Below are 23639 nucleotides of genomic sequence, written 5' to 3'. Positions count from 1 at the left end.
GGTCTACTGCTGAGGCCTGATCAAAATGGCGTAGGACGCCTCGTGCTGAGATTGAGCTGGCATTACTTATCTATCGATGTATATCAGTAACTAAAAATGAGGAAAGAAAAATGTCTAATGTATTGCGCATCCGTCTTGCTGCCTTTGGTGTGCTTTTGATCTGTCTATTTTTCACGGCTAGTGCACAGGCGCAGAACCAGCCCAAACCCGATTGGAGCCTTGACGACATGCCCTCCCAGGAAGGACGCATTTTTCTGGTCACTGGCGGAACCAGTGGTATGGGGTATGAGGACTCAAAAGCCCTCGCGGCTGCGGGGGCCCAGGTAGTGATCGCGGCACGCAATCCCGAGCGGGGACAGGAGGCGATTGATCAGATCAAACAGGAGGTGCCTGATGCTCAGGTGACCTTTGAGCCCTTTGACTTAGCCGATCTTTCCTCAATCCGTGATCTGGGCCAACGCCTCAACGCCTCACTACCCCGACTGGATGGCTTGATCAACAACGCCGCCATCATGGCGCCTCCAGAGCGTAGTACGTCCGCAGAGGGCTTTGAGATGCAATTCGCCATCAACTATGTCGGGCACTTCGTCCTGACTGCAGAGCTATTACCGCTGTTACGCAACAGTGATGCGCCTCGCGTCATTACGCTGTCGAGTATCGCTGCCCTCCGCGGCAGCATCAATTTTGACGATCTTCATTCCGCTCAGGCCTACGAACCAATGACGGCCTATGCGCAGTCCAAACTGGCGGGCCTGATGTTTGCATTCGAACTGCAGCGGCGCAGCGCTGCGGCAGGCTGGGGCATCCAGAGCATGGCCGCCCACCCCGGTGTTGCGGTAACCGAACTGGTTGCTCGCGGCCCCGGATTGGATAGTGAGCAGGGGCGCCAGTGGTCTGCCAACCGCGAACACCTCCAGACGGCAGCCCAAGGTGCAGTGCCGACGCTATATGCTGCCACTGCGCCTGACGCACAAGGTGGCGCCTACTACGGGCCGACTGGAGAACGGGAGGTTAGTGGCCCGCTTGGCCTGGCGACCGTCCCCTCTGTGGCCAATGATATTGCGATCGCTGCTCGCCTGTGGGCGGTCACCGAAGAGATCGCCGGCACACATTATCCATCAAGTGCCCCTTAACCAATCCTGACTAAGCTGATCTGCCGTTCATCCAGCTTGTTAACCATGGTTTAGCGGTGACCTTTTGAAGCAAGCGACATGGCTGGGTCGAATTTATCGATCACCAGTAAAGGCTTCCCTGTCGCTGTATGCAGTATCCCAGTGCATACGGCGGCCTCAGCCAATATAAGCAGGAGAGTCAGTATGAAACGCATTTTTTTTAGAAACAGAGCCATCGAACTGGCCGGAATTATCCATTTTCCTAACGGGTTCGACGAAACCAAAACCTATGCTGCACTCGTTCTAGCCACGCCAGGTAGTAGTGTAAAGGAGCAGGTTGGCGCGATTTACGCAATGAAGATGGCGGAGCAAGGATTCGTGACCCTTACTTTCGATCCGTCATATCAGGGAGAAAGTGGCGGGGTGCCGCGAAATCTCGAAGACCCATCCGTTCGGGTCGAGGACATCCGTTGCGCCGTTGATTATCTGATGACACTGCCTTTCATAGACGAGTTACGCGTTGGGCTGCTGGGAATTTGCGCCGGTGGTGGATACGCGGTCAAAGCGGCGCTTACCGACCGGCGCTTCAACGCCATTGGAACGGTCGTGGCTAATGATATAGGTCGAGCATTCCGTGAGATGCAGACAAGGGAAGACCTCCTCAAAATGTTGGAAGAAATAGGCAGGCAGCGTACAGACGAAGCACGCGGAGCCGAACCGAGGTTTGATCCTTGGATTCCTGACAGCATAAAAATAGCAGAAGCCGTTGGCATTACGGATCCGGAAGTACTAGAAGCTGTCACGTTCTATCGGGAGTCGCGCTATCGCCACCCCAACTCTAGTAATCGCTTGCTCTTCACCAGCTATATCCACCTGCTCGGCTTTGATGCCTTTAACTTGGTACCTGAACTGCTGACGCAGCCTCTTCAAGTGATCGTTGGGGGGCGCCGCGGTAACACTGGTCAATACAAAAATGGTAAAGCGCTGTTCAATAGTTCACCTGCCGCTGAGAAAGACTTCTTCGTTGTAGAAGGGGCCAGCCACTACGACTTGTACCACAAGCCCGATTACGTCAATCAAGCCATTGAACGTCTCACTCTGTTCTATTCGAAACATTTAAGTCCTAATCCGTCATATCTGGCGCTTCTGGAAGCCCAGGCTCGGACACAACCTTCGTGCCGAGCGTCTTAAACGCAAATTAATCTCGCCAGTAAATACTGCTGCATACGGAAATGCCTATGAGCTGATTTATTCACTCAACTGATCTTTCTTCTTAACGCGAGGTACGCCCCATGACCAACTGGACAGATTCCGACATCCCCTCTCAATGTGGCCGTACCGCGGTCGTCACTGGCACAGGTGGGCTTGGACTAGAAACCGCATTGGCGCTGGCTCGCGCTGGCGCGAGCGTCATCCTTGCAGGCCGAAACCCATCAAAAGGGGCGGCGGCCATTGATCGGATTCGCCATGATGTTGTTAACGCGAATGTGTGGTTTGAGGAACTAGATCTCGCTAATCTCGATTCAATTGCAGCATTTGGTAAGCATCTGCACTCCTCATTTGACAGTATCGATCTCCTTATCAACAACGCAGGGGTTATGGCGCCCCCAGATCGGAAAATGACGGCCGATCATTTCGAACTACAGTTTGGTACGAACTATCTTGGCCACTTTGCTTTGACGGCCCAGCTATTGCCGCTTCTGTGTAATGGTAATCATCCGCGTATCGTCACTCTATCAAGCGTTGCCGCTCGTAGCGGTGCGATCGACTTCGACGATTTGCAGTCCGGGCGCAGCTATAAACCAATGGTTGCCTATGGCCAGTCAAAACTGGCCTGCTTGATGTTTTCTCTCGAATTGCAACGTCGCAGCGATGTCGCAGGATGGGGCATCCAGAGTATTGCGGCGCATCCAGGCGTTTCACGCACCGACTTGTTGCCCAATGGCGCTGGAGCACAAAGTGTCGTGGGGATCATCCGTCGTTACCTTTGGTTCCTGTTTCAGCCAGCAGCGCAGGGGGCGTTGCCAACACTTTTCGCCGCTACGTCACCGCAGGCGCAAGGTGGTGCCTATTACGGACCCGATAGGTTTGGTGAAACCCGAGGCTATCCTTCCGCGGCCAAACTTCCTCCACAAGCACTGGATCTAGAAGTTGCAATCAGGTTATGGGAGGAGTCGGAACGATTGACGGGAGCACTGTTTTCCCTTGAGGAAATTCAGAATTCCAGCGTCGCTGATAAACGAAATATAAGCCTCAATTGATTCGCTGGCCGCTAGCGAGTCTTTAGTCTGCCGCCTTTTTTCGTATCTCTCTCAAATCTACTACTACAGCCTTCTATCAAAGTAGCGTAGTGCGGAACCAGACAACTTATGAACGATATCCCAATACATCGACCAATAGCTCCAGATCGATCCGCTGAGTTCAGCGGCACACCGATCTCTACAGTGATTGTAAAAAAACAGGTAAACATGTGGCGGCGAAAAGTGAGCGCCATGCTTTTATTAGCGGGGTTGGCCGTACCGTACTCGGCGGTGAGCGCGCAGTTAATAGAGTCAGAGCCCACCTATTCAGTGACTGATTTCGACTGGGTGGATCAAGATCGTTCGCGCCCGGTACCCGCACGACTGTACTGGCCTACGGCGGCTACGCCTGAAATGTCGGTGCCGTTGGTCGTGTTTTCACACGGCATCGGTGGTTCGCGGGAAGGTTACAGCTATCTCGGAAAACACTGGTCGGCCCAGGGCGTTGCCAGCCTACATGTACAGCACGTAGGCAGTGATGAGGAATTGTGGCGAGGCAATCCATTTCGGATGGTCGATCGCCTGCAAGCTGCAGCGCGGGAAACGGAGGCCATCGAACGTGCCGCCGATGTACGCTTTGCGCTTGACCAAATGCTTTCGGATGAAATGGGCAGCCGCGGTGTTGCAGTTAACCGTCAGCGCCTCGTTATTGCAGGCCACTCATACGGCGCGAATACCACACTACTCACGATTGGCGCGCAAGTTGTGAGAGAAGGCCAAACGATTGACTACTTGGATTCACGCTTTTCCGCGGCAGTCTTGATCTCCGCACCGCCGTTCTATGGGGAGTCCGACGTGGCAACGGTGCTTAACAATGTGTCGATCCCTACCATTCACGTCACTGCGACCGATGATGTGATCCAGATCCCAGGCTATCACTCGGGCATAGAGGATCGGATCGATATCTTCGATGCGATCACCAGCCCGAACAAGTTTCTGGCCGTTTTTCGGGGCGGTTCCCACAGCATATTCACTGATCGCACCCTTACCGGCGGTCGTGCGCTCAACGCCAAAGTCAAAGTCGCCACCGCCGATTTGGCCTTAGCTTTCTTCGACTTAGTCTTTGAGGGCGACGGTGAAGCGCTTGCGGAATGGCAAATCACTTGGCAGTCGATCTTGGCGAGGGCTCCAGAACCGATGTCGCATGATGCTGCACAAGGTGACAGCCACGACAGCCACTGGACTAGCGACGAGCTACTCACAGCCAGCATGAACTTCATGTAAGTACCCACAAGGGGGGAGGCGATTTAAGGTCTATCAGCCGATTACCTATGCAAAACGGGTAAAACCGAGGAGAAAGAGCATGGTTGAGTTTGTGGTTAATGGAGCGTCGGTAAGCGTCGAGACAGATTCCAGCAAGCCCCTTCTTTGGGTACTTCGTGAGGATCTGGAATTGCTCGGGCCGAAATACGGATGCGGTATTGCTCAATGCGGGGCTTGCCGTGTCCTCATTGATGGAGTGTCGAGCTTTTCCTGTATAACGCCGGTTGGCTCTGTGGCAGGCGCATCGGTAGTCACTGTCGAGGGTCTTGCGGATGCGGAAGGTCGTTTATCGATCATTCAGCAAGCCTGGCTGGATGAGCAGGTGCCGCAATGTGGTTATTGTCAACCAGGTTTCATTATTGCTGTCACAGCGCTGCTGGAATCGACGCCGCGACCAACAGATACCGACATTGATGAAACGATCACCAATATTTGTCGCTGCGGCACTTATCCGCGTATTCGCCGTGCCATTCATCGTGCCGCCGCCATGCTAGCCGAGCGCTGAGGAGACAGCCATGCCTCTTTTACTTTCCCGACGTGCCTTTCTGCTCACCGGTGCGGCCCTTGGTGGCACCGCCCTTGTTGCCGCTGTAGGTGGCGTCGGATACCTAGCGTTGGTCGATGTGGATGGCCTCGATGGATATGTCGATGGTGATCGTGCTGTGCTCAATGCGTTCCTTACTATCCATGAAGATGGCCGCGTAGTGGTTAACGTGCCACGTACCGAGATGGGGCAGGGCATCCATACCGGTCTCGCCATGGTGGTGGCCGAGGAACTTGATATTCCCTTCGATGACCGTATCAGCGTTGAGTTTCCGGTCGAACCTCTGCCTGCCTATGCTAGCTGGTTCAACGTCTTGCAACAGCGTCCCGAGGAAGCCAGCGGGCCTGTGGTCTGGATCGGACGGCGGGTGCTCGGGCTTCTTGGCTTTATCGCGACCGGCGCCTCGGCATCAACGATGGCACTGTGGTATCCGATGCGTTTGGCAGGTGCCGCTGCCCGACAGATGCTGCTTGCCGCCGGTGCCGCGCGTCTTGGCGTCCCGGTAAATCAGCTGACAACCGCCGATGGTTTTGTTCGGCACGAGGCCTCGGGCCAAAGTTTGTCCTATGGCGAGCTGGCTCGAGAGGCATCTGTTTTGCCGCCGCCCAATGATCCCCCGCTGAAACCGGCATCTGATTGGCGGCTGATTGGCCGGTCGCAGCCCCGTGTGGATCTTCCCGCCAAGATCCGAGGGGAGCCGGTCTTTGGAATGGATGTGGTTCAGCCTGGCCTGCTGTATGCCTCTATCCGCCATGCGCCGGTTTTTGGAGCGCAGGTGGCTCGGGTCGTGAACGAGGCTGAGGTGCGTACCGTTGCCGGCGTTAGAGATGTCGCGATCATTGATGGGCGTCAGGTGGCCGTCGTGGCTGAATCCTGGTGGCGTGCTGAACAGGCAGCCCAGCGTCTCGATATTGAGTGGGCGCAAACCGACGGGGATGGCATTAACAGCGCCGAGATGTCCGCAAGGCTGCAAGCTGCGCTTGGCAGCGATGCGCCGTACGAAAATATCAATGACGGTGATGTGGAGGCCAGCATAGCTAACAGCTCCATGTCTGTAATCGAGAAAACCTATGAGGTTCCCTTTCTGACGCATGCCTGCATGGAGCCGATGAATGCGACCGTGATCGTACGTGAAGATGGGACGGCCGAGGCCTGGGTTCCTTCCCAGTCTCCCCTGGGGGTGCGTACCGGTGTGCAGCGAGGAACGGAATGGGGAAGCGTAGAGCCCACCTCAATCACATGCAACATCACCATGAATGGTGGTGCTTTTGGTCGACGCGGTGATCTAGACGTTGCGGCCCAGGCAGCCTTCCTGGCCACTCGGCACCGAGGCCGGCCGGTCAAGCTGATTTGGTCGCGTGAGGAGGACGTCGGCCGCGGCCTCTACCGCAGCCATGCTGCCGCACGCCTGCGTGCTGTCCTAGGGCCCGACGGTCTGCCCAGCGCTTATGACGCACTGGTTGCGGCTCAATCGGTCATTGAATCTGTCGCTGGCCGCAACTTGCCGTTCAACCCCGGACCCGACGGCGATCGTCTGACCGTCGAAGGGGGGGACAAGCTGCACTATGCCATTCCCAACCGACGCATTCGCAGCCAGCATGTGGCCAGCCACGTGCCGATCGGGCTCTGGCGCTCGAACGGCTTTTCTTTCAATACCTTCTTCACCGAGAGCTTCATCGACGAATGCGCACTGGCGGCGGGGAGAGACCCATTGGACTACCGCCGTGCCTTGCTTCGAAACAGTCCGCGACATTTGACCGTGCTCAATCGGGTGGCGGAGATGGCTGGATGGGGTTCAGCCATGGCCCCCGGCCGTGGCCGCGGCATCGCCATCGAAGAGTGCTATCGCAGCGTGGTCGCCCAGGTTGCTGAAGTCACTGTTGGGGAAGATGGTGTTGTCACCGTGGATCGCGTTTTCTGCGCTATCGATGTAGGAATGGTGATCAATCCTGATGCTGTGATCGCTCAGATGGAGGGTGGAATCGCCTTTGGCGTGACAGCCGCGCTGATGAGTAGCATTACGCTGGAAAGTGGCGCGGTCGTGGAATCGAATTTCCACGATTTCCCGATGCTGCGCCTAGCGAACGCACCCGAGATTGAAGTCACGATCGTCGACAGCGGCCTGCCGCCTGGCGGGGCGGGTGAGCCCGGAATCGTGCCCATCGCAGGGGCCATCGCCAATGCCCTTCAAGCCGCCACGGGCCGACGGATACGCTCACTGCCACTGACCACTACTGAAACCATAGCTGAACGCCGCACGCGAACCGTTCTACCTACCTCTGCGGTGTGAAGAGAGGGCTCACAGTAGCTTGTGACAGGAGAGTACAGCCTATGAACTTCGATCCAGTTAGTACCATTACCGCATGGCTCAGTGCCTATGGCTTGATAGCACTTTTTGCTATCACTTTTGCGGAGCGTTTCGTGCCGGTAATACCTTCCTATGGATTACTGCTTGCTGTTGGGATTGCAGCAGCGGAAGGAACTTGGTCGCTGTCAATTGCTTTCCTGGTGACCGTTACAGGCAATACCTTAGGGGCTACCGTCTTCTTTTACATTTTTAGAGGGCTTGGTGAGTCACGCTCTATGCGGTTTCTCAACAGATTAGGGAGATTTTTCGGAATGCCTGCTTCTCGCATCACTCACTGGATTACATCTTTTCGGCGAAACCAGACCGTACTGGCCTTTGCGCTCCAGCTCGTGCCTACCGTCAGGCTATTCGCTCCTGCCTTTGCGGCTCTTCTACGCTGTCACTCAGGGAGTTTCCTGTTGGCCTCGGCTGCTGGAGTCGTGATTTGGAACGGCCTATTTATTAGCATCGGTTACTTCGCTTCCCATTGGTCAGCTGCTGAAAATACAACGGTTCTAACCCTGGTAGCGCTAGGTTTTCTGTTGTGTTTAGAAATTGCCCTGTTTTGGCTTATGCGACGGGTATCAAGTCGGCGGAATGTAATAAGAAGCACCGAATGCGCGCATGCAACCGACTTTCTTCCATCTATAACTCGCGTTCAGGAGCATCGGTTATGAAGCAGTGCACGACCACGAATACATCATTAAGTTTTTTCCTGGCATGGGCCAGAAATCCTCTACTTGTCGCTTCCGTTATACCGTCAGGAAGCGCGCTAGCTGGTCTTATCACTTCTGAAATCTCGCGCGAAACTGGGCCCGTGATAGAACTTGGGCCTGGAACCGGGGTATTTACGCGCGCATTGATTGAACGTGGTGTTAAACAAGAGGATCTGACGCTGATTGAATCCATGCCTGAGTTTGCGGTTGCACTCAGTATTCTCTATCCGCAGGCCCAGATACTGAGAATGGACGCCACTCGCCTTCGGATGGTCGACCTTTTCGATGGGAAACCTGCTGGTGCGGTCATTAGTGGCCTGCCATTACTTTCTATGTCACCGCGTAAAGTGATCGCGGTTCTGTCGGGGGCGTTTCGTAAAATGAGGCCAGAGGGTGTGCTCTATCAGTTCACTTATGGTGCTCGCTGCCCCGTTTCACAGCGGTTCCAGCATCATCTTGGGATTAAAGCGGAACTGCTAGGCCGCACGTTAGCCAATCTTCCCCCGGCGACGGTCTACCGTTTCCGTCGGGTCACTTCCACGCATTAGCTACCAGTGCTTGGGTCGGGTCATGCTGATATTGCCGCGTGTCATTTTATTCGGTTTTGCTGACAGGGAAATTGGATTGACCCGTCGACGTCCGTGCCAAAAACGGAGGATACATAGCTGCTCGCCTGAACAATACCAGCACGTCTGGCAGTGATTCCATCAAGTATCCTGGACGATCGCAAAGATAAAGCGGATTTCTGAGCATAGATAGTACTTCTCCGACGGCCTATCTTTTAGAGGCGCACGAAGCAACCTCCTCTCACTGCAGCCCTGATATGAATATAACGGTATGAAGACTACCAACGAATCCCCTCATCTTGCCGCTTTGCTGCTGTTCGCCACGGGCATATTAGCGGGTTTTTTTGCCCTGGCTACTGCTGTAAAGGCGCAGGAAACTGGCAGCGAGAGGCTCTTTCAACAACGATGTGGTTCCTGTCACAGCCTTCAGATTGGCCAGAACGGAATTGGCCCGCATCTCGCGGGTGTTATCGGCCGCGCTGCCGGCAGCATCGAAGGGACCCGCTATTCGGATGCTATGCGTGATTCAGGCATCGTCTGGGACAATCGCTCGCTCGACACGTTTCTTGCGGCGCCGCATGAGGTGGTTCCAGGCACTCGGATGACCGTCACCGTCCCCGACGACACTCAGCGTGCGGCGATCATCGACTATCTCGAAAATCAGTAACCCTCCCAGGAGAAGCCGTCATGACAGCGTTTACAATCAATGGGCGTGTGGTGGATGTCGACGCCGCGCAAGACACGCCGCTTCTATGGGTGATCAGGGAGCATCTGCAGCTCACTGGCACCAAGTTCGGCTGCGGCATCGCGCAGTGCGGAGCCTGTACGGTTCATATCGATGGCGCGCCGACGCGCTCCTGCGTGACTTGGCTCGAGGACGTGGCTGGCCGTGAAGTAACAACGATTGAGGGGCTGTCGCCAGATGCGAGCCATCCGCTTCAAAAGGCCTGGATCGACGAACAGGTGCCGCAATGCGGCTATTGCCAGTCCGGACAGCTCATGCAAGCAGCGGCACTTCTTGAGAGTAACCCCAATCCCACGCGTGAGCAGATCATTGAACATATGGACGGTAATATCTGCCGCTGCGGAACCTATGTACGGGTTATCAGCGCCATACAGCGCGCCGCACGGGAGGCCTGAGACATGACCAAGACAGTCAAGATTTTCAGTCACGCGATTTCTCGGCGCAGCTTCCTTATTTCGGTTGGAAGTCTCGGCGTTGCGGTTGCATTCGGTGGCCTAGTTCGTAATGCCTTTGGCGCAACAATGTCGTTGGTCGGTGAGGGCGATTACCTCCCGAATGCGTGGGTGACCATCGCGGGCGATGGAACCGTGACGATCATGTCGCCTGCCTCCGAGATGGGGCAGGGCATCATGACCACTCTGCCGCTTCTCATCGCGGAAGAAATGGATGCTGATTGGGAGATGGTTCGCATTGTTCAGGCTCCATCCGATGCGGATAAATACGGCAATCCTGGCTTCTATGGCATCCAGCTCACGGGCGGCAGCGAATCTACGCGCGGCTATTATGAGCTGCTACGGCTTACCGGCGCGCAGACCCGTAAGGTTCTCCTGTCGAGCGCGGCCAACATGCTGGACGTGTCAGTGGGCGAGCTCACAACAGAACCGGGCAGGGTCGTACATGCACGAACCGGCCGCTCACTCAGTTATGGCCAGATCGCCACAGATGGTTCGCTTCCCGATCCGCTGCCGCAGGTAACCGAGGCCGATCTGAAGCCGACCGATCAATGGCGCTATATCGGCAGGCGTGACATCCCCCGCATCGACCTCCCTTCGAAGGTCGACGGGAGTGCAGTCTATGGCATTGATGTGCAGCTTCCCGACATGCTGTATGGCGCAGTATTGCGGGCGCCTGTCCAGGGTGAGCAACCCGAGAGAATTGACGACTCGGAAGCCAGGGCCCTGCCTGGCATCACGCATATTGTTCCGCTCTCCTACGGGGTCGGTATCATTGGCGAGACGGTCGAGGCGACGCGGCGGGCCAAAGATCTGCTTAATGTGACGTGGAGCACATCCTCACGGGTTCGCAACTACACAAGCGACCGCCTGCTGGAACATTATCGCGATGTGGGGCGCGATCTCTCGCAAACGGGCGTTGAGGCGTTCTCGGAGGGTGATGCTGATTCCGCGATCACGAATGCGGCAACGGTCATTGAAGTCGACTACATGAGCGATCTGGTTTGCCATGCAACCATGGAACCGATGAACGCCACGGCGCTGGTGACTGGTGACACTGTTGAAATCTGGGCGCCCACGCAGGGACCGACGGGCACGCAAGGCTTTGCTGCAGAGGTGGTCGGCACGACGCCGGATAAGGTCAAGGTGAACGTGACCCTGCTTGGTGGTGGTTTCGGCCGCAAAGCCGAGGCAGACTTCATCGTCGATGCCGTGTCGCTGGCCAAGGAGGTGGAAGGACGCCCGGTCAAGGTCATCTGGAGCCGCGAGGACGATGTCCGGCACGATAAATTCCGACCACTCGAAGCGCAGCACATTCAGGTTGGTCTCGACGTCAATGGGAATATCACCGGCTGGCGGCACCGTATTGTGGCCGATTCCATTTTTGCTCGTACGAATGCTGAACTGTTCGCAAGCGCGGGTGGGCATGACGACGTGGTGACCGAGGGCGCGCATTTCAACTACACGGTGCCAGGGCACCGGATCGAGTATATCCGCCAGGATAATGGCTTGGACATCGGCTTCTGGTTCGCCGTCGGGGTTGGCTACACCAGATTCAGTATCGAATGCGTTATCGATGAAATCGCAGCCGCTAGGGGAACTGATCCTCTGCAGCTCAGGCTCGAACTCCTGAAGGATCAGCCACGGGCGCGCAACGTCATCGAGACCGTTGGCCAGATGGCCGAATGGGATCGTGAGCGTGATGGCCGGGCGTTAGGCCTCGCCTATTCCGATGCATTTGGCTCTCATTGTGCGCAGATTGCGGAAGTGTCGCTCAACCGGGAAACCGGTGTGATTAGAGTGCATAAGGTCTGGTGTGCTGTAGATCCAGGGGTGGCGATCCAACCGCGCCACATTGAAGGCATGATGATCGTGGGCATCACAAACGGAACCGGCCACGCGCTATTCGAGCAGATCAACATCGTCAATGGCGAGGTGCAGGAAGGAAACTTCGATACCTATAGGGTGATTCGTATGTCAGAGGCGCCTGAAATCGAAGTGGCGGTGGTGCCGACAAGCGGGAGTCCGGTTGGCGGCATAGGTCAGGCTGGCCTGCCGCCGGTCGGGCCAGCAATCGCCAACGCCGTGGCGCGCCTCACTGGCGGCGTGCGGCTCCGGCACTACCCTTTCCTACCTGAGCGGGTAAAGGCGGCACTCGGCGCCTGATCGCCTGAAGTGTTGTGCGATCACGATGTCCGACTCACCACGTGGCTTTGATATAACGCCCTGGTGATATGCCCATAACGCGCTTGAAAGCCGTATTAAACGCATGCTCGGATTCATAGCCGACTGACAGGGCTATTCGCGCTAGCGTGTCACGACCGTGAGTGAGCTGCTCCCCCGCAAGCATCATTCTCCAGCGCGTCAGGTAGGCGATGGGAGTCTCACCTGCCTTATGGCGAAAGCGCTCGGCAAATGTAGAGCGTGACATCCCTGCTTGTGTCGCTAGCTCCTGAACTGTCCAGGAGTGTGCAGGGTTCGCATGCATCGCTCTGAGTGCTTTACTGAGTTGAGGATCTTCAAGCGCGGCAAACCAACCAATGTCATTAGAAGATTGCTCCGATAGGTATAACCGTAACGCTTGTACTAACATCATGTGTGCCAGCTGTTGTGCCACTAAGGATGAACCGGGGCGGGCCTCTTGCAACTCTTCCATCATCAGTTCGATCGACCATCGTAGTCTGGCGCGATCAGCCGAGGTCTCGACCCGCATCAGGGGTGGTAACGTTTGCAGCAGTGCCTCTGCGTGACGTCCATTGACTTCGAAACGGCTGCCCACCAGAAATACGTCGCCACCACCGTTATAGGTGACGATTTCGCCGCTACGAGAGGGATCAAGTACTTCGCTGGCTCTTTTAGGCTCGGTGCTCAAGTCGCTGCCTATACGTACGGCTTTGCCGCTGGGCAAGACAAAACAGTCACCAGCCTGGAGCAGCACTGGTGCTTCCATATCTTTCATTGACAGCCAGCAGGCGCCTTGCATGACGGCATAGCATTTGATTCGACCAGCTAGATCATCGAGTGTGAGCGCCCATGCACCGCCTGCATCGAAGCCAGCGGTGATATAGCTACGGGGCTTTAGCATTGAGAGTACTTCAGAAAGAGGATCCATATATTGCCCGGACGAATGCGTAAAAAAAGCGGACTTTAAAGTATAGATCGTTCGGTTGATTCTGCCTACATTGCCAATGCGGCAATTCTTCAGTGGGAAGAATCAATATTCAGGAATAAACATCATGAAAGCAGCTGTTGTGAATAAATTCGGTGCTCCACCATCGTTTGAGGATTTTCGCGGGCCAGTGGCCGGTGAGGGAGAGTCGGTGGTCAAGGTGAATGCCACTGCGCTAAGCCCTATTGTGAAAGGATTAGCGTCAGGCAAACACTATGCGAGTGGTGCAGAAGCCGGATTCATACCGGGTGTTGACGGCGTAGGAGTCGATGCTAGCGGACGGCGCGTCTACTTTCTTTTCCCCAAGGCACCGTTTGGTTCTATGGCAGAGCGGTCATTGGTTACCAATCACATGATGGTGCCAGTGCCAGATGAGTTGCCTGACATACACGCAGCATCCATAGCCACGGCTGGGCTAGCGTCCTGGATCGCGCTTACACGTCGAGCCAAACTGCGAAAAGGTGAAACGGTGATGGTGCTGGGTGCGGCAGGCTCAGCTGGTGGAATGGCACTTGATACCGCTCGATATTGTGGCGCAGGTAAGATCATCGCCGTCGGCCGTGATGAGAAAAAACTTCAAAGCCTCAACGCTGATGTGAAGATCGCCCTCAATGACGGCAGCGAGGCAGCATTGCGTGAGCAGTTTAACGAGCGGGTCGATATTGTGCTCGACTTCCTATGGGGTGAGCCCGCTGTACATGTTTTAAGGGCCGCCACTCTAAATCGTGGCTCGGGTGCCGGTGAGCCACGTCTCCGCTATGTGCAACTCGGCACCGTGGCGGGAGATGAGATCCCCATTCGCGGCGATATGCTGCGTAGTTCAGGGTTGGAGCTGATCGGAAGCGGTATCGGCAGTGTGGCTGTCAATGAACTCATCCAAGGTGCTGGCGAGTTGCTTGCCGCTGCACCGGCAGCTGGTTTCCATGCTCCGCATAAATGCTTACCGCTTAGTGCTGTGGCAGAGGCCTGGGGCGGAGATCCGAACATTCGTTATATCCTCACTCCAGCTTCGTAATACAAACTGCGCCTTTCTGATAAGGGTTAGCAGGTTCTTATTATGATCCCATCGGGGCCTTATAGGCCCCGATGGCTTTCAAAGCATTGAGCTCAAGAAGGTGTAGGCACTCTTGGTGACTCTTTAAGAACTCCATCAACGCTTTATTGCGGTTCAATAAAAGTGGGCTGGATGAAATTGCACCTTGCTCTGATAGGCTTCAACGATCTCGGCTAGCACGGAGACTGCGAGCATAGATGCGTCACGCATGGATGGAATTAACCCAACGGGGCCGCGTACTCTATTGATCTGTCTCTCGGTAAAACCGACCTTGCGGAGTCCTTCGCAACGGCGGGCATGAGTTTTTTTGCTACCAACCGCGCCGATATAAAAGGCTGGGCCGTTTAGGGCCTGGGCCAGGAGCTGCTGCTCCCAATCGACATCATGGAAGGCGAGGAGAAAGGCTGTCCATGGATCGTCATTCAGTTCCGGAAGCGATGTTGGAACCGTCAACTTGGTAACTTGGTCGATTCCCAGTTGCTGGGCATCTTGGATGTCGATTCCATCACGGAGTTGCAGCTCGGTTTGAATACCACTGGCCATTGCCAGTCGGGCAAGCGCTAAACTGTCGGCACCACGTCCGGCGATGCGCAGACGGAGCTTGGGTGTGTATGGAAAAGACAATTCGCTAGCGACTGTCGATTGTCCCAACCTGAGATCACCAGTTTCCGAGAGGTTGAGTGTCACTGTCAGGCGCGAGGCGAGCCGATAATGGCACGCACGTAGGATATCGTCCTTTGCATTTGGAAGGACGCAAATCTCAATGGCGCCTCCACAGGGGAGAGGTAAATCCATAAAAGGCGAGCCATTGCCGTATCTCAGCCATGCTGCTTGGCCAGAACGAAGCGCTTCTCGCGCATGATTGACGACGTCTGCATCGATACAGCCGCCTGAAATATAGCCGCAACTTTCGCCTGTTTCAGACACAGCCATTAAGGCGCCCGGCATGCGCACCGCGCCGCCTACTGTCGACGTTACGATAACAAGCGCCACCTTGCTTTTTTGAGACCAATCGATCCATTGCCCAAGGACATCCTGGGCATGCTCAAGATACGTGGTGAACCTCGACGATGAATGTTCACCTTCGCTAACCCTAAGCATGATCTAGCCATATTAGGTGGTGTGACCGTTGTGGCGTGATAACAAACAGCGCCACGTTGAGTGTTTCGAAGACAGACCCCTGAAATTGTGCTGCTACGCTATCGTCAAAATCTGGAATTTTCATAGTCGACACTCCCTTCTTAATACGCAATGAGAGCACTTTACTATGGCTGAGCTTTAATAGTGTGTCGTACTTGTATCAGTTTGTCTCCGCGCTAAAACAGCACATTTCCTCGGATATTTAAAGGCAAATCTATCTCATTTAACTGCGTTTAGCTTCGCTGTCACATTTGGCGACAAAATGTCTAAAAACTTGGCATAACGTAGGTATATCTATCCCTTAATATTTCCCTATTCGCTGCAGAACTGAAACCCTTAAACGGTTCTGTTCGGATATAAGGTGGTTATTAATGCCAACAGGAGTGGCGCTTTTAATTCTCGAAGGTCACTTTAAATGTTTGGGGTAGCTCAAAATTTATTGATGCTTAAACTACAGTTTAGGCACGAGGAGTGAATCATGAAAATTTTAAATGCAACGTTAGTGATTACATTAATGCTTGTTTCTAGCGCAGCACTTGCTGAGCGGGGATCGGCTAAAGATAACAGGGTGACTTATGTCGACGCGATAACGATGCATCAAGACCATGAGACCCGGGGACTTTCACCGGCTGATCTGACCGAAAGAAATCCTTAAAAGGTTCTGACAGCTTGTGATACCTAATCGTTGGGCGGGCCTAGGATCTTTAGATCGTTTTAGGCTCGCCCGGCGTCAATGAACCTATCTTGCACATAAGCGTTTTACTTCGCTGGTATGCCGCTTATGATGGGAGCAGAAAAAGGGATTTTTTGCAATTATAAGCAATGCTAGCGTGTTCGCCGCTTCTGAGGCTTAATCCTCAAGAGGCGGTGGCTTTCGGGCAACACGCCTCACACTTAGCGCATTTCTAGGGAGAACTCTTTGCTACTCTTTAAAAAGTCCATAAGAGGGTAGGGCAATGCAGAACGCCACCCATGTGGTAGTGGTTGACGATCATAACGATATCCGTGACTTGGTTCGGGAGTATCTCGAGCAGCAGGGGTATAAGGTCAGCGTAGCGGAAAGTGGTGTGGCCTTGCGGCATCTCCTTGAGCGCCACACTGTCGACTTGATTATCCTGGATGTCATGATGCCCGGCGAGGACGGCATCTCGCTGTGCAAGGAAATTCGAACTTCCAGCAATACTCCTATCATATTCCTGACGGCGATGGCCGAAGATGCCGATCGCATTATTGGTCTGGAACTCGGTGCGGATGATTATCTGGTGAAGCCATTTAATCCGCGTGAGCTTCTTGCGCGGATTAGAGCGGTGCTTCGCCGTGCCACCAGCGCGGCTCCAGCGCGTGCCACTCTAGATCGCAGGGTCGTCCGCATTGATCACTGGAAGCTCGATTTGGGGCGCCAGGAAATCGTCGGCGACGATGGTGTCGGTATTCCGCTAAGCACCGCGGAGTTTCGCTTGCTCAAGGTTTTCATCGAGCGGCCAGGTTTGATACTTAGCCGGGAGCAACTCCTTGATCTGACGGCAGGAAGGACAGCCGAGATATTTGACCGTAGCATTGACAACCAAGTTAGCCGCCTCCGTAAGAAAATTGAGGAAAACCCTAAACATCCGACGATTATTAAAACGCATTGGGGTGGTGGCTACAGTCTGTGCGCCGAGGTCGCGCCCGAATGACTCGTCTTTGGCGAAGGGGGCTCGCAACACAAATCATTGGTCTGACGCTCGTGGCCCTAATCGTCTCTCAGGCACTCACCTTCCTCATATCCTTGGATGAGTACACCAAGAAATTCGATGCGGGAGCGAAAGCAGAGTTTATCAGCCGGGCATCATCAGTGACCCGCTTGATGGAGTCGCTATCGCCGGAATTGCGGGAGCAGGCTCTCCACGCAAGTGAAGGTAGCTACTTGAGGTACTGGTTAACCGACATCGAGCCTATGGATCCAAATGACTGGAGGTTGCAAGCGCTCGCTCGGCTTTCGCTGCCATTGGATAGCTCTGTCGATCCGAGCGGAACATTAGGGTGGGCCGGCTCTGCTTCCCCGCAATTGCCGAGCGCTAATAAAGTGCTCACTGCTAATGCATCTGATTCATGGATGACGCCAAAGCCCTATTTATGGCTGATGCCACAGCCAGCAAAAGTGCTCCAGTTTTCAGGCAGTCAAGGGTATGGTTTCACGGTGCAACTTGATGACGGGCGATGGTTGAACGCGGCCTATTATCAGCACGATAAAGGCAGCTTATGGACGTCCAGATCATTGATGTCGCTTGGGCTCACAGCCCTCATGCTTGCTTTGATCAGTATTTTTATCGCCAGCCGCATTGCTCGACCACTGAGAAATCTGGCAACCGCCGCTGAAGCCTTAGGTCGAGGACAAAATTTGCCACCGTTATTGGAAGACGGACCTGAAGAGATCAAGCGGACTGCTCAATCCTTTAATAAAATGCAGAGTCGACTACATCGTTTTGTGGAGGATCGCACAAAGATGTTGGCGGCCATTAGTCATGATTTACGTACGCCGCTAACCTCACTTCGACTAAGAGCAGAATTTGTTACCGATGCAGAGATCCAGCGCAAGATGATAGCCACGATTGATGAGCTTCAGTCGATGACTGAAGGCGCAATTTCATTCGCCCATGGAGAAGCTGTAAGAGAGGAAACGCGTAATATAGATCTCGAAGCCCTGGTGGGAAGTATTTGTGATGATCAATCTGATCTGGGTTATCCGGTTACTCATGTCGAGGGGATGAAGATGAAATACCTTTGTCGGCCTGATAGCCTCCGTCGCGCAATCAGAAACTTGATTGAGAACGCGGTGCGTTATGGGGGAGAGGCAAAGGTTTCGCTTCAATACACAGCGGCCACTGTTGATATTGTCGTTGAAGACCGTGGCCCTGGAATACCTGACGACATGGTAGAAAAGGTGTTCGCACCCTTTGTGCGACTTGAAACGTCTCGAAGCAGGGAGACAGGCGGCAGCGGCCTCGGCCTCTCAATTGTGCGCGCGGTCGCTCGGCAGCATGGGGGAGATATCTCACTGTGCAACACCGAAACCGGTATGCAAGCCATCATCTCACTCCCAAGAGAAGGCAGTACAAACGCAACGCCGGTGAAAAAAGAGCGCCCCTGGAGGCTCAAGAAAACATTAAGCTCCGCACAAAGCACTCACTTACCAAAATAGCTTCGTCCCACGCTTTTTATGTGACGACAGTCTTGGCCAAATTGTTAACGGCCAAGACTGAGTCGTCCTAGTCCTTATTTTGGCGCTGAGATATAAAGTGCCAATGTTGGCTCGTTATTCACCATTGCCTTTCTCATCTTGTTGACTCTAGTTTTCCCTACAGACCTGCTTTAAACCGCGTCAATCCCATCTTTTGTTGCGCTTTAGTTTGATTGGCACATTTTGCGACAAAGTGTCGAAAACTTCGGCATATCGTGGGCACAACTCTGGCCTAACATCTTTTTATTCGACGCAGAGAATCAATAGTTAAGCTTGGTGATTTTTAGCAGATCAATGCTTAAGGCTCATTGTTTCTTTATAAGAGCGCTGTCGATTCAAGTTTTTGAAGTGTGAGTACGGGTTTATCTCTTGACCACTAAAGCGGGGTTCCCAATGAGTAACGAATTCCAGCAAGAACCAGCTCAGCCCGATGATATACAGGCGAGTGAGGTTATGAACGATGATCAACGCGCAACCTTCCTGCCTATGACTCGCCGCGAAACCCTAGGGCTTGGGACTTTCTTAACGGCTAGCGCGTTTCTTCCCATGCCCAGTTGGGCGCAGCAGAACACAACACTTGGGACGTCTCCTACTCGATGGGAGCCAGGCACCACTACCAGGATTGCAACAAGAGTGAATGGCGTGCCGGTCAATATCAATATCGACACCCGCGCCTCTCTTCTCGACATGTTGCGTGAACGGTTGGAACTGGTGGGCGCGAAGAAGGGATGTGATCACGGCCAGTGCGGTGCTTGCACCGTTCACGTCGACGGTCGCCGTGTGGTGTCCTGCCTAACACTCGCCGCTAAGGTTGATGGGCATGAGGTAACGACGGTTGAAGGCCTATCTGATGGGGAGATCCTGCACCCGATGCAGCAGGCCTTTATTGATCACGATGCCTTGCAGTGTGGATATTGCACGCCGGGGCAGATCATGGCGGGTATTGCGTGTGTCAATGAAGGTAATGCGATGAGTCCTGAGCTAATCCGTGAGTATATGAGCGGTAATATCTGCCGCTGTGGCGCTTATGTCGGCATTGTGAGAGCGATTGAGGATGCCGCTAGAGAGATGGGAGAGAGCTGATGCAGTCGATTACCTATACGTGTACAGACACGCCCGAAGCCGCCTTGGCCGCTTTCTCTAATGCCGGAGAAGGGGCACGTTTCATCGCCGGGGGCACCACACTCTACGATTTGATGAAGCTAGGTATTGAAACGCCAGCGCATATCATCGATGTCAGCGATATCGACGGATTTGATGCTATTGAGACGGAGGGCGACACACTGCGCATTGGTGCCATGGCCCGGATGGCGGATGTCGCTGTGCATCCCGTGATTCGAGATGAATACCCGGTACTGGCGGAGTCACTTTTGAAGGCCGCCTCGCAACAGATTCGTAACATGGCAATGGTAGGGGGCAATTTACTCCAGCGCACCCGCTGCATCTACTTCCGTAATGGTGCAGGTGGTATTTCACCGTGTAACAAACGCGAGCCGGGCTCTGGGTGTGCCGCCATTGGGGGCTTGGATCGCGGGCAGGCTTTGCTGGGGGCCTCCAGTGCCTGTACGGCCGTTTTCCCTGGCGATTGGCCGGTCGCCCTTATTGCGCTCGGCGCTTCGGTGGATGTCTTAGGTCTTAATGGGCGCCGAACGATTCCCGTCGCCGAGCTTTATCGCTTACCGGGTGATACGCCTCATATTGAGTTTTCCCTCACGTCGGATGAGATCGTTACCGCTATCACCGTTCCCAAGTGGCCTGCCAGGCGTTCGACCTATCACAAGATCCGCGATCGTGAGTCTTATGCCTTTGCACTAGTGTCTGCAGCGGTTGTTCTGGAGATGCAGGGTAATACCGTCCTTCAAGCTCGCGTCGCCTTGGGTGGCGTGGCGTCCATACCTTGGCGCGCAACGGAAGCTGAGACAGCGCTGGTCGGCCATCCTCTCACCCGAACTCGTGCACTCGCTGCCGGCCGAGCTGCCTTTGCAAATGCGCGGCCGGGGCAGCACAACGCTTTCAAGCTTACGCTCGGGCCTGAAGTAATCGCCGATGCTCTAATGATCGCAGCCAAGAGGATTGCATGATGACACTGCAGACTACCCCTGACCGGCCACGTATCGATGCCCGTGAAAAAGTATTAGGTCGCGCACTGTATGCTGCCGATATAGCGCTCGATGGGCTGCTACACGCCATAACAGTACCGGCCACCATTGCCAAAGGGCGCGTTACCGCGATCGACACCGCGTTAGCCATCGCAGAGCCGGGCGTTGTGCGTGTCTATACCCATGAGGATTTCGCTGATGATATAGCAGTGACGCCTGCCACGTTAGGCGGCAATCAGCCCGGTCTGCAGCCGATGACGGACACCATGATCCGCTTTCGCGGTCAACCCGTGGCGCTCGTGGTTGCCGAGACGCTGGAGGCGGCCTGTGAAGCGGCTCGTTTGGTACGCGTCAGCTACCGTGTGGAACCGTTCACCGCAACAATGGACGAGCTGGGCTCCGAAGCAGAACCCTACGAGATAACGGCTGAGGTAGGCGATGCCCACGCTGCGCTTCAGGCGGCAGAGGTGACGGTCGATGCTGTCTACGCCCAGGCGCAGAATCATCACAACCCGTTAGAGCTCATCTCCACGACGGCGTATTGGGGGGCCGGTAAGCTGACCATCCTTGAAGGCACCCAGAATACCAGCGCGATTAAGTTCGGTACCGCCGGTGCTCTTGGGTTCGCCCCCTCCACTGTCGATGCGATCAGTCCCTATGTAGGAGGAGCTTTCGGTCAGAAAACTGTTCTCCAACTTCAATCAGCGTTGGTCTCACGGGCAGCTGTTTTACTCGGCAGACCGGTTAAGTTGGTAATGCCTCGCGCCCAACTCTTCCATACTGCCGCCTATCGCCCACGCAGCAATCACCGCATACAGCTTGGCGCCTCAAGAGATGGACGGCTAGTGGCGACGATCTACGAAAGTGATCAGCAAAATGCTCGTTACGACCATTTTTATGGAACCTCTCACAATGAAATGGTGAGCCATCTTTATGGCATTGCCAACTGGCTTGGCCGTGAACGGTTGATTCGCGTTGATACGTCCCCTCCAGGCTATATGCGAGCTCCACATGAGCACCCGGCGAGCTTTGCCTTCGAAAGTGCCATTGATGAACTGGCTTATTTGCTTGAGATGGACCCTGTTGTACTGCGTCTTGTCAATGACACAGACCGCGATCCGATAACCGGAAAGCCTTATTCCAGCCGGACACTGGCCCGCTGCTTGGAGCGGGGCGCCGAACTTTTTGGATGGAATCGACGCAACCCGGCGCCGCGCACAATGACGGCCGAGGATGGAACGCTGATCGGTTGGGGAGTTGCCGCCGGTGCTTATAAAGGATCCATGTGCCCGGCCATCGCGCGGTTGCGTATTCAGGCAAATGGCGTAACACGCCTGTTCATTACAGGGCATGAGATGGGTCAGGGAATGCGTAGCGCTATCGCCGCCGAGCTGATGGAGGTGCTCCCAGTCAACTTGGACAAGCTAGATATCCAGATGGGCGACACGAGAGCCGCTGCCCAGCACCTCACCGCGGGTTCTTGGGGAACGGGAAGTGCGGTGCCTGCCACTCGTGCAGTGGCAGAAAAGATGAAGGCGGCGTTGACGGAACTTGTCGGAGAGCTACGCGAAGGGGATGACGTGCATCGCAAGCTTATGTCCACAAAGCGTCCCATGCTCGAGGTGGAGATTGAGCAGTTGGGCTTGGATCAGACCCAGGCCGCCCTAGACCGAATGCGGCAGGGCGCACCGGCAACGGCTGGGCCCATCTATGATGAACTGGTTGCGTTTAGTTGGATCGCCCATTTCGTTGAGGTGCGTGTTGACCCAACAACGATGCGCGTACGAGTACCGCGCGTCGTCTCTGTCGCCGACTGCGGACGCGTGATGAACCGCCGCACAGCGACCAGCCAGGTTCAGGGCGGCGTGGTGTGGGGAATCGGGGCAGCGTTGCAAGAAGCCGCTGAAGTCGATCCGCGTTACGGATTTATCCAAAATAACGATCTTGCTGACTATGTCGTGCCGGTGAACGCTGATATCGGTGACATAACCGTCGAACTGCTCGATATCCCTGACTTACAGCTTAACGCCTCCGGTGTTAAGGGGGTCGGCGAGGTCGCCATGGTCGGTGCCTCAGCCGCGGTCGCCAATGCGGTTTTTCATGCGACCGGTAAGCGGATTCGGCATCTGCCGATTCGGATCGAAGATCTGCTTTAAGAGACATGAGCAATAGAAGCTACTGCCATGTGATGCCGAACCTGAACCTGGGTCTCACCACTACTACGTCAAACAAGTGGGGATGCTACGTTCCTCACGCCCTGATGGTCGTGAAATCTCAAGTCAATGGAGTCAATGATGTCTATCAAAAACCAAACCGCAGTTGACCAATCCACGAGTGGCCACCCCCGCTTGCTCTTTCCTTTTCTCGCGCAGTTTTACACGCGAGGAGAGCCGATCACTTATGCACTGCTTCGTATAGCGTTCGGCCTGTCAATCTTGACGCATGGTATTCCTAAGCTACTGGGTATGCCGCATGGATCAATGGCCGATCCGATGGCTGGGACGACAAACCTGATAGGCAACGTTTTGGGGCTACCTTTCGCGCCGCAATTGGCGATATTTGTTGCTCTACTTGAGACATTTGGCGCCATCGCCATTGCTATGGGCTTCGGCACGCGTCTTCTTGGGCTGGTGTTTACGGTGCAGATGATCGTTATCTGCTTTGCGATCGGGCCGACTTATCCTTGGATCGACCGCGGTATCGAATATCCGATCATGCTGGGGTTCGTGTCGCTCCTGTTCGTCATTCGTGGCGGCGGCAGATATTCCGTCGATAGGCGACTAGGTTTTGAGCTTTAAGTAATATATTCCCAGCGGTAATGCTTTACGCAACACCCTTTAATGAGACCATCCCATTGAAGCTAAAGGGTGCTGCTTAGGTCTCCACATCCGCCCCGATATTACGTCTTGAGC

The 23639-nt window shown here is 54.8% G+C and carries 21 protein-coding genes; 19 read left to right on the top strand and 2 right to left on the bottom strand.

Annotated elements, in window-relative coordinates:
• Nucleotides 1-110: 110 nt before the first annotated feature.
• The 11 genes from HZU72_RS14020 (at nucleotide 111) to HZU72_RS13970 (ending at nucleotide 12211) form a co-directional block, all read left to right on the top strand.
• Nucleotides 111-1133 (top strand): SDR family oxidoreductase, encoded by a 1023-nt coding sequence (locus HZU72_RS14020; RefSeq protein ID WP_180093118.1) that lies wholly within the window; start codon nucleotides 111-113, stop codon nucleotides 1131-1133.
• Nucleotides 1134-1316: 183 nt separating this feature from the next.
• Nucleotides 1317-2303: an alpha/beta hydrolase gene (locus HZU72_RS14015; RefSeq protein WP_208458092.1), complete on the top strand. Its 987-nt coding sequence runs from the start codon at nucleotides 1317-1319 to the stop codon at nucleotides 2301-2303.
• A 101-nt stretch (nucleotides 2304-2404) separates the two neighbouring features.
• Nucleotides 2405-3373, top strand: a complete 969-nt coding sequence (locus HZU72_RS14010; RefSeq protein WP_180093116.1) for an SDR family oxidoreductase — start codon at nucleotides 2405-2407, stop codon at nucleotides 3371-3373.
• A gap of 231 nt (nucleotides 3374-3604) precedes the next feature.
• On the top strand, nucleotides 3605-4636 hold the full coding sequence (locus HZU72_RS14005) for an alpha/beta hydrolase family protein (RefSeq protein WP_235976120.1): 1032 nt from the start codon (nucleotides 3605-3607) through the stop codon (nucleotides 4634-4636).
• A gap of 79 nt (nucleotides 4637-4715) precedes the next feature.
• Nucleotides 4716-5180 (top strand): (2Fe-2S)-binding protein, encoded by a 465-nt coding sequence (locus HZU72_RS14000; RefSeq protein ID WP_138799658.1) that lies wholly within the window; start codon nucleotides 4716-4718, stop codon nucleotides 5178-5180.
• Nucleotides 5181-5190: 10 nt separating this feature from the next.
• Nucleotides 5191-7509: a xanthine dehydrogenase family protein molybdopterin-binding subunit gene (locus HZU72_RS13995; protein WP_180093112.1), complete on the top strand. Its 2319-nt coding sequence runs from the start codon at nucleotides 5191-5193 to the stop codon at nucleotides 7507-7509.
• A 41-nt stretch (nucleotides 7510-7550) separates the two neighbouring features.
• Nucleotides 7551-8243 carry a DedA family protein gene (locus HZU72_RS13990; RefSeq protein WP_180093110.1) on the top strand — a complete coding sequence of 231 codons (693 nt, stop codon included), beginning with the start codon at nucleotides 7551-7553 and terminating at the stop codon, nucleotides 8241-8243.
• Nucleotides 8240-8830: a class I SAM-dependent methyltransferase gene (locus HZU72_RS13985; RefSeq protein WP_180093108.1), complete on the top strand. Its 591-nt coding sequence runs from the start codon at nucleotides 8240-8242 to the stop codon at nucleotides 8828-8830. The genes HZU72_RS13990 and HZU72_RS13985 overlap by 4 nt, the downstream gene beginning before the upstream one ends.
• A gap of 289 nt (nucleotides 8831-9119) precedes the next feature.
• On the top strand, nucleotides 9120-9515 hold the full coding sequence (locus HZU72_RS13980; protein WP_180093106.1) for a c-type cytochrome: 396 nt from the start codon (nucleotides 9120-9122) through the stop codon (nucleotides 9513-9515).
• Nucleotides 9516-9535: 20 nt separating this feature from the next.
• Nucleotides 9536-9988: a (2Fe-2S)-binding protein gene (locus HZU72_RS13975; RefSeq protein WP_022519857.1), complete on the top strand. Its 453-nt coding sequence runs from the start codon at nucleotides 9536-9538 to the stop codon at nucleotides 9986-9988.
• 3 nt (nucleotides 9989-9991) lie between these two features.
• Nucleotides 9992-12211 (top strand): xanthine dehydrogenase family protein molybdopterin-binding subunit, encoded by a 2220-nt coding sequence (locus HZU72_RS13970; protein WP_180093104.1) that lies wholly within the window; start codon nucleotides 9992-9994, stop codon nucleotides 12209-12211.
• A gap of 34 nt (nucleotides 12212-12245) precedes the next feature.
• Here HZU72_RS13970 and HZU72_RS13965 read toward each other — a convergent pair whose 3' ends face one another.
• A complete protein-coding gene (locus HZU72_RS13965; protein WP_138799665.1) occupies nucleotides 12246-13157 on the bottom strand; it encodes an AraC family transcriptional regulator in 912 nt (303 codons plus the stop codon).
• Nucleotides 13158-13281: 124 nt separating this feature from the next.
• On the opposite strand from HZU72_RS13965, the gene HZU72_RS13960 reads away from it, so the two are divergent.
• Nucleotides 13282-14229: a quinone oxidoreductase family protein gene (locus tag HZU72_RS13960; RefSeq protein ID WP_180093102.1), complete on the top strand. Its 948-nt coding sequence runs from the start codon at nucleotides 13282-13284 to the stop codon at nucleotides 14227-14229.
• 153 nt (nucleotides 14230-14382) lie between these two features.
• Here the strand turns inward: HZU72_RS13960 and HZU72_RS13955 are convergent, their stop codons facing one another.
• Entirely contained in the window at nucleotides 14383-15369 is a 987-nt protein-coding gene (locus HZU72_RS13955; RefSeq protein ID WP_180093100.1) for an XdhC family protein, read from the bottom strand.
• A gap of 517 nt (nucleotides 15370-15886) precedes the next feature.
• On the opposite strand from HZU72_RS13955, the gene HZU72_RS13950 reads away from it, so the two are divergent.
• The 7 genes from HZU72_RS13950 to HZU72_RS13920 all read left to right on the top strand — a co-directional run bounded on the left by HZU72_RS13950 (nucleotide 15887) and on the right by HZU72_RS13920 (nucleotide 23525).
• Complete coding sequence (locus HZU72_RS13950; RefSeq protein WP_180093098.1) at nucleotides 15887-16063, top strand: DUF2790 domain-containing protein; 177 nt, start codon at nucleotides 15887-15889, stop codon at nucleotides 16061-16063.
• Between the two features lie 301 nt (nucleotides 16064-16364).
• The gene (locus HZU72_RS13945; RefSeq protein ID WP_180093096.1) at nucleotides 16365-17084 is read left to right on the top strand and encodes a response regulator; all 720 of its coding nucleotides are present in this window, start codon (nucleotides 16365-16367) and stop codon (nucleotides 17082-17084) included.
• Entirely contained in the window at nucleotides 17081-18589 is a 1509-nt protein-coding gene (locus HZU72_RS13940; RefSeq protein ID WP_180093094.1) for an ATP-binding protein, read from the top strand. Before HZU72_RS13945 ends, HZU72_RS13940 begins: the two co-directional genes overlap by 4 nt.
• 432 nt (nucleotides 18590-19021) lie before the next feature.
• Nucleotides 19022-19711, top strand: coding sequence for a (2Fe-2S)-binding protein (locus HZU72_RS13935; protein WP_235976115.1), 690 nt, complete (start codon nucleotides 19022-19024; stop codon nucleotides 19709-19711).
• Nucleotides 19711-20709: an FAD binding domain-containing protein gene (locus HZU72_RS13930; RefSeq protein WP_180093092.1), complete on the top strand. Its 999-nt coding sequence runs from the start codon at nucleotides 19711-19713 to the stop codon at nucleotides 20707-20709. Before HZU72_RS13935 ends, HZU72_RS13930 begins: the two co-directional genes overlap by 1 nt.
• Nucleotides 20706-22883: a xanthine dehydrogenase family protein molybdopterin-binding subunit gene (locus HZU72_RS13925; protein ID WP_208458090.1), complete on the top strand. Its 2178-nt coding sequence runs from the start codon at nucleotides 20706-20708 to the stop codon at nucleotides 22881-22883. The genes HZU72_RS13930 and HZU72_RS13925 overlap by 4 nt, the downstream gene beginning before the upstream one ends.
• Nucleotides 22884-23021: 138 nt before the next feature.
• On the top strand, nucleotides 23022-23525 hold the full coding sequence (locus HZU72_RS13920) for a DoxX family protein (protein ID WP_180093090.1): 504 nt from the start codon (nucleotides 23022-23024) through the stop codon (nucleotides 23523-23525).
• Nucleotides 23526-23639: the final 114 nt, after the last annotated feature.

It is taken from the genome of Vreelandella sedimenti, from assembly GCF_013416325.1.
Lineage (GTDB): Bacteria > Pseudomonadota > Gammaproteobacteria > Pseudomonadales > Halomonadaceae > Vreelandella > Vreelandella sedimenti.
The sequence above is the reverse complement of the archived record's forward strand: the minus strand, read 5'-3'. Positions and strand labels throughout refer to the sequence as shown.

What these genes read in the sequence shown, in the direction of transcription:
- HZU72_RS14020 (WP_180093118.1), top strand. Translation starts at nt 111, where the DNA reads ATGTCTAATGTATTGCGCATCCGTCTTGCTGCCTTTGGTGTGCTTTTG.
- HZU72_RS14015 (WP_208458092.1), top strand. Translation starts at nt 1,317, where the DNA reads ATGAAACGCATTTTTTTTAGAAACAGAGCCATCGAACTGGCCGGAATT.
- HZU72_RS14010 (WP_180093116.1), top strand. Translation starts at nt 2,405, where the DNA reads ATGACCAACTGGACAGATTCCGACATCCCCTCTCAATGTGGCCGTACC.
- HZU72_RS14005 (WP_235976120.1), top strand. Translation starts at nt 3,605, where the DNA reads ATGCTTTTATTAGCGGGGTTGGCCGTACCGTACTCGGCGGTGAGCGCG.
- HZU72_RS14000 (WP_138799658.1), top strand. Translation starts at nt 4,716, where the DNA reads ATGGTTGAGTTTGTGGTTAATGGAGCGTCGGTAAGCGTCGAGACAGAT.
- HZU72_RS13995 (WP_180093112.1), top strand. Translation starts at nt 5,191, where the DNA reads ATGCCTCTTTTACTTTCCCGACGTGCCTTTCTGCTCACCGGTGCGGCC.
- HZU72_RS13990 (WP_180093110.1), top strand. Translation starts at nt 7,551, where the DNA reads ATGAACTTCGATCCAGTTAGTACCATTACCGCATGGCTCAGTGCCTAT.
- HZU72_RS13985 (WP_180093108.1), top strand. Translation starts at nt 8,240, where the DNA reads ATGAAGCAGTGCACGACCACGAATACATCATTAAGTTTTTTCCTGGCA.
- HZU72_RS13980 (WP_180093106.1), top strand. Translation starts at nt 9,120, where the DNA reads ATGAAGACTACCAACGAATCCCCTCATCTTGCCGCTTTGCTGCTGTTC.
- HZU72_RS13975 (WP_022519857.1), top strand. Translation starts at nt 9,536, where the DNA reads ATGACAGCGTTTACAATCAATGGGCGTGTGGTGGATGTCGACGCCGCG.
- HZU72_RS13970 (WP_180093104.1), top strand. Translation starts at nt 9,992, where the DNA reads ATGACCAAGACAGTCAAGATTTTCAGTCACGCGATTTCTCGGCGCAGC.
- HZU72_RS13965 (WP_138799665.1), bottom strand. Translation starts at nt 13,157, where the DNA reads ATGGATCCTCTTTCTGAAGTACTCTCAATGCTAAAGCCCCGTAGCTAT.
- HZU72_RS13960 (WP_180093102.1), top strand. Translation starts at nt 13,282, where the DNA reads ATGAAAGCAGCTGTTGTGAATAAATTCGGTGCTCCACCATCGTTTGAG.
- HZU72_RS13955 (WP_180093100.1), bottom strand. Translation starts at nt 15,369, where the DNA reads ATGCTTAGGGTTAGCGAAGGTGAACATTCATCGTCGAGGTTCACCACG.
- HZU72_RS13950 (WP_180093098.1), top strand. Translation starts at nt 15,887, where the DNA reads ATGAAAATTTTAAATGCAACGTTAGTGATTACATTAATGCTTGTTTCT.
- HZU72_RS13945 (WP_180093096.1), top strand. Translation starts at nt 16,365, where the DNA reads ATGCAGAACGCCACCCATGTGGTAGTGGTTGACGATCATAACGATATC.
- HZU72_RS13940 (WP_180093094.1), top strand. Translation starts at nt 17,081, where the DNA reads ATGACTCGTCTTTGGCGAAGGGGGCTCGCAACACAAATCATTGGTCTG.
- HZU72_RS13935 (WP_235976115.1), top strand. Translation starts at nt 19,022, where the DNA reads ATGAGTAACGAATTCCAGCAAGAACCAGCTCAGCCCGATGATATACAG.
- HZU72_RS13930 (WP_180093092.1), top strand. Translation starts at nt 19,711, where the DNA reads ATGCAGTCGATTACCTATACGTGTACAGACACGCCCGAAGCCGCCTTG.
- HZU72_RS13925 (WP_208458090.1), top strand. Translation starts at nt 20,706, where the DNA reads ATGATGACACTGCAGACTACCCCTGACCGGCCACGTATCGATGCCCGT.
- HZU72_RS13920 (WP_180093090.1), top strand. Translation starts at nt 23,022, where the DNA reads ATGTCTATCAAAAACCAAACCGCAGTTGACCAATCCACGAGTGGCCAC.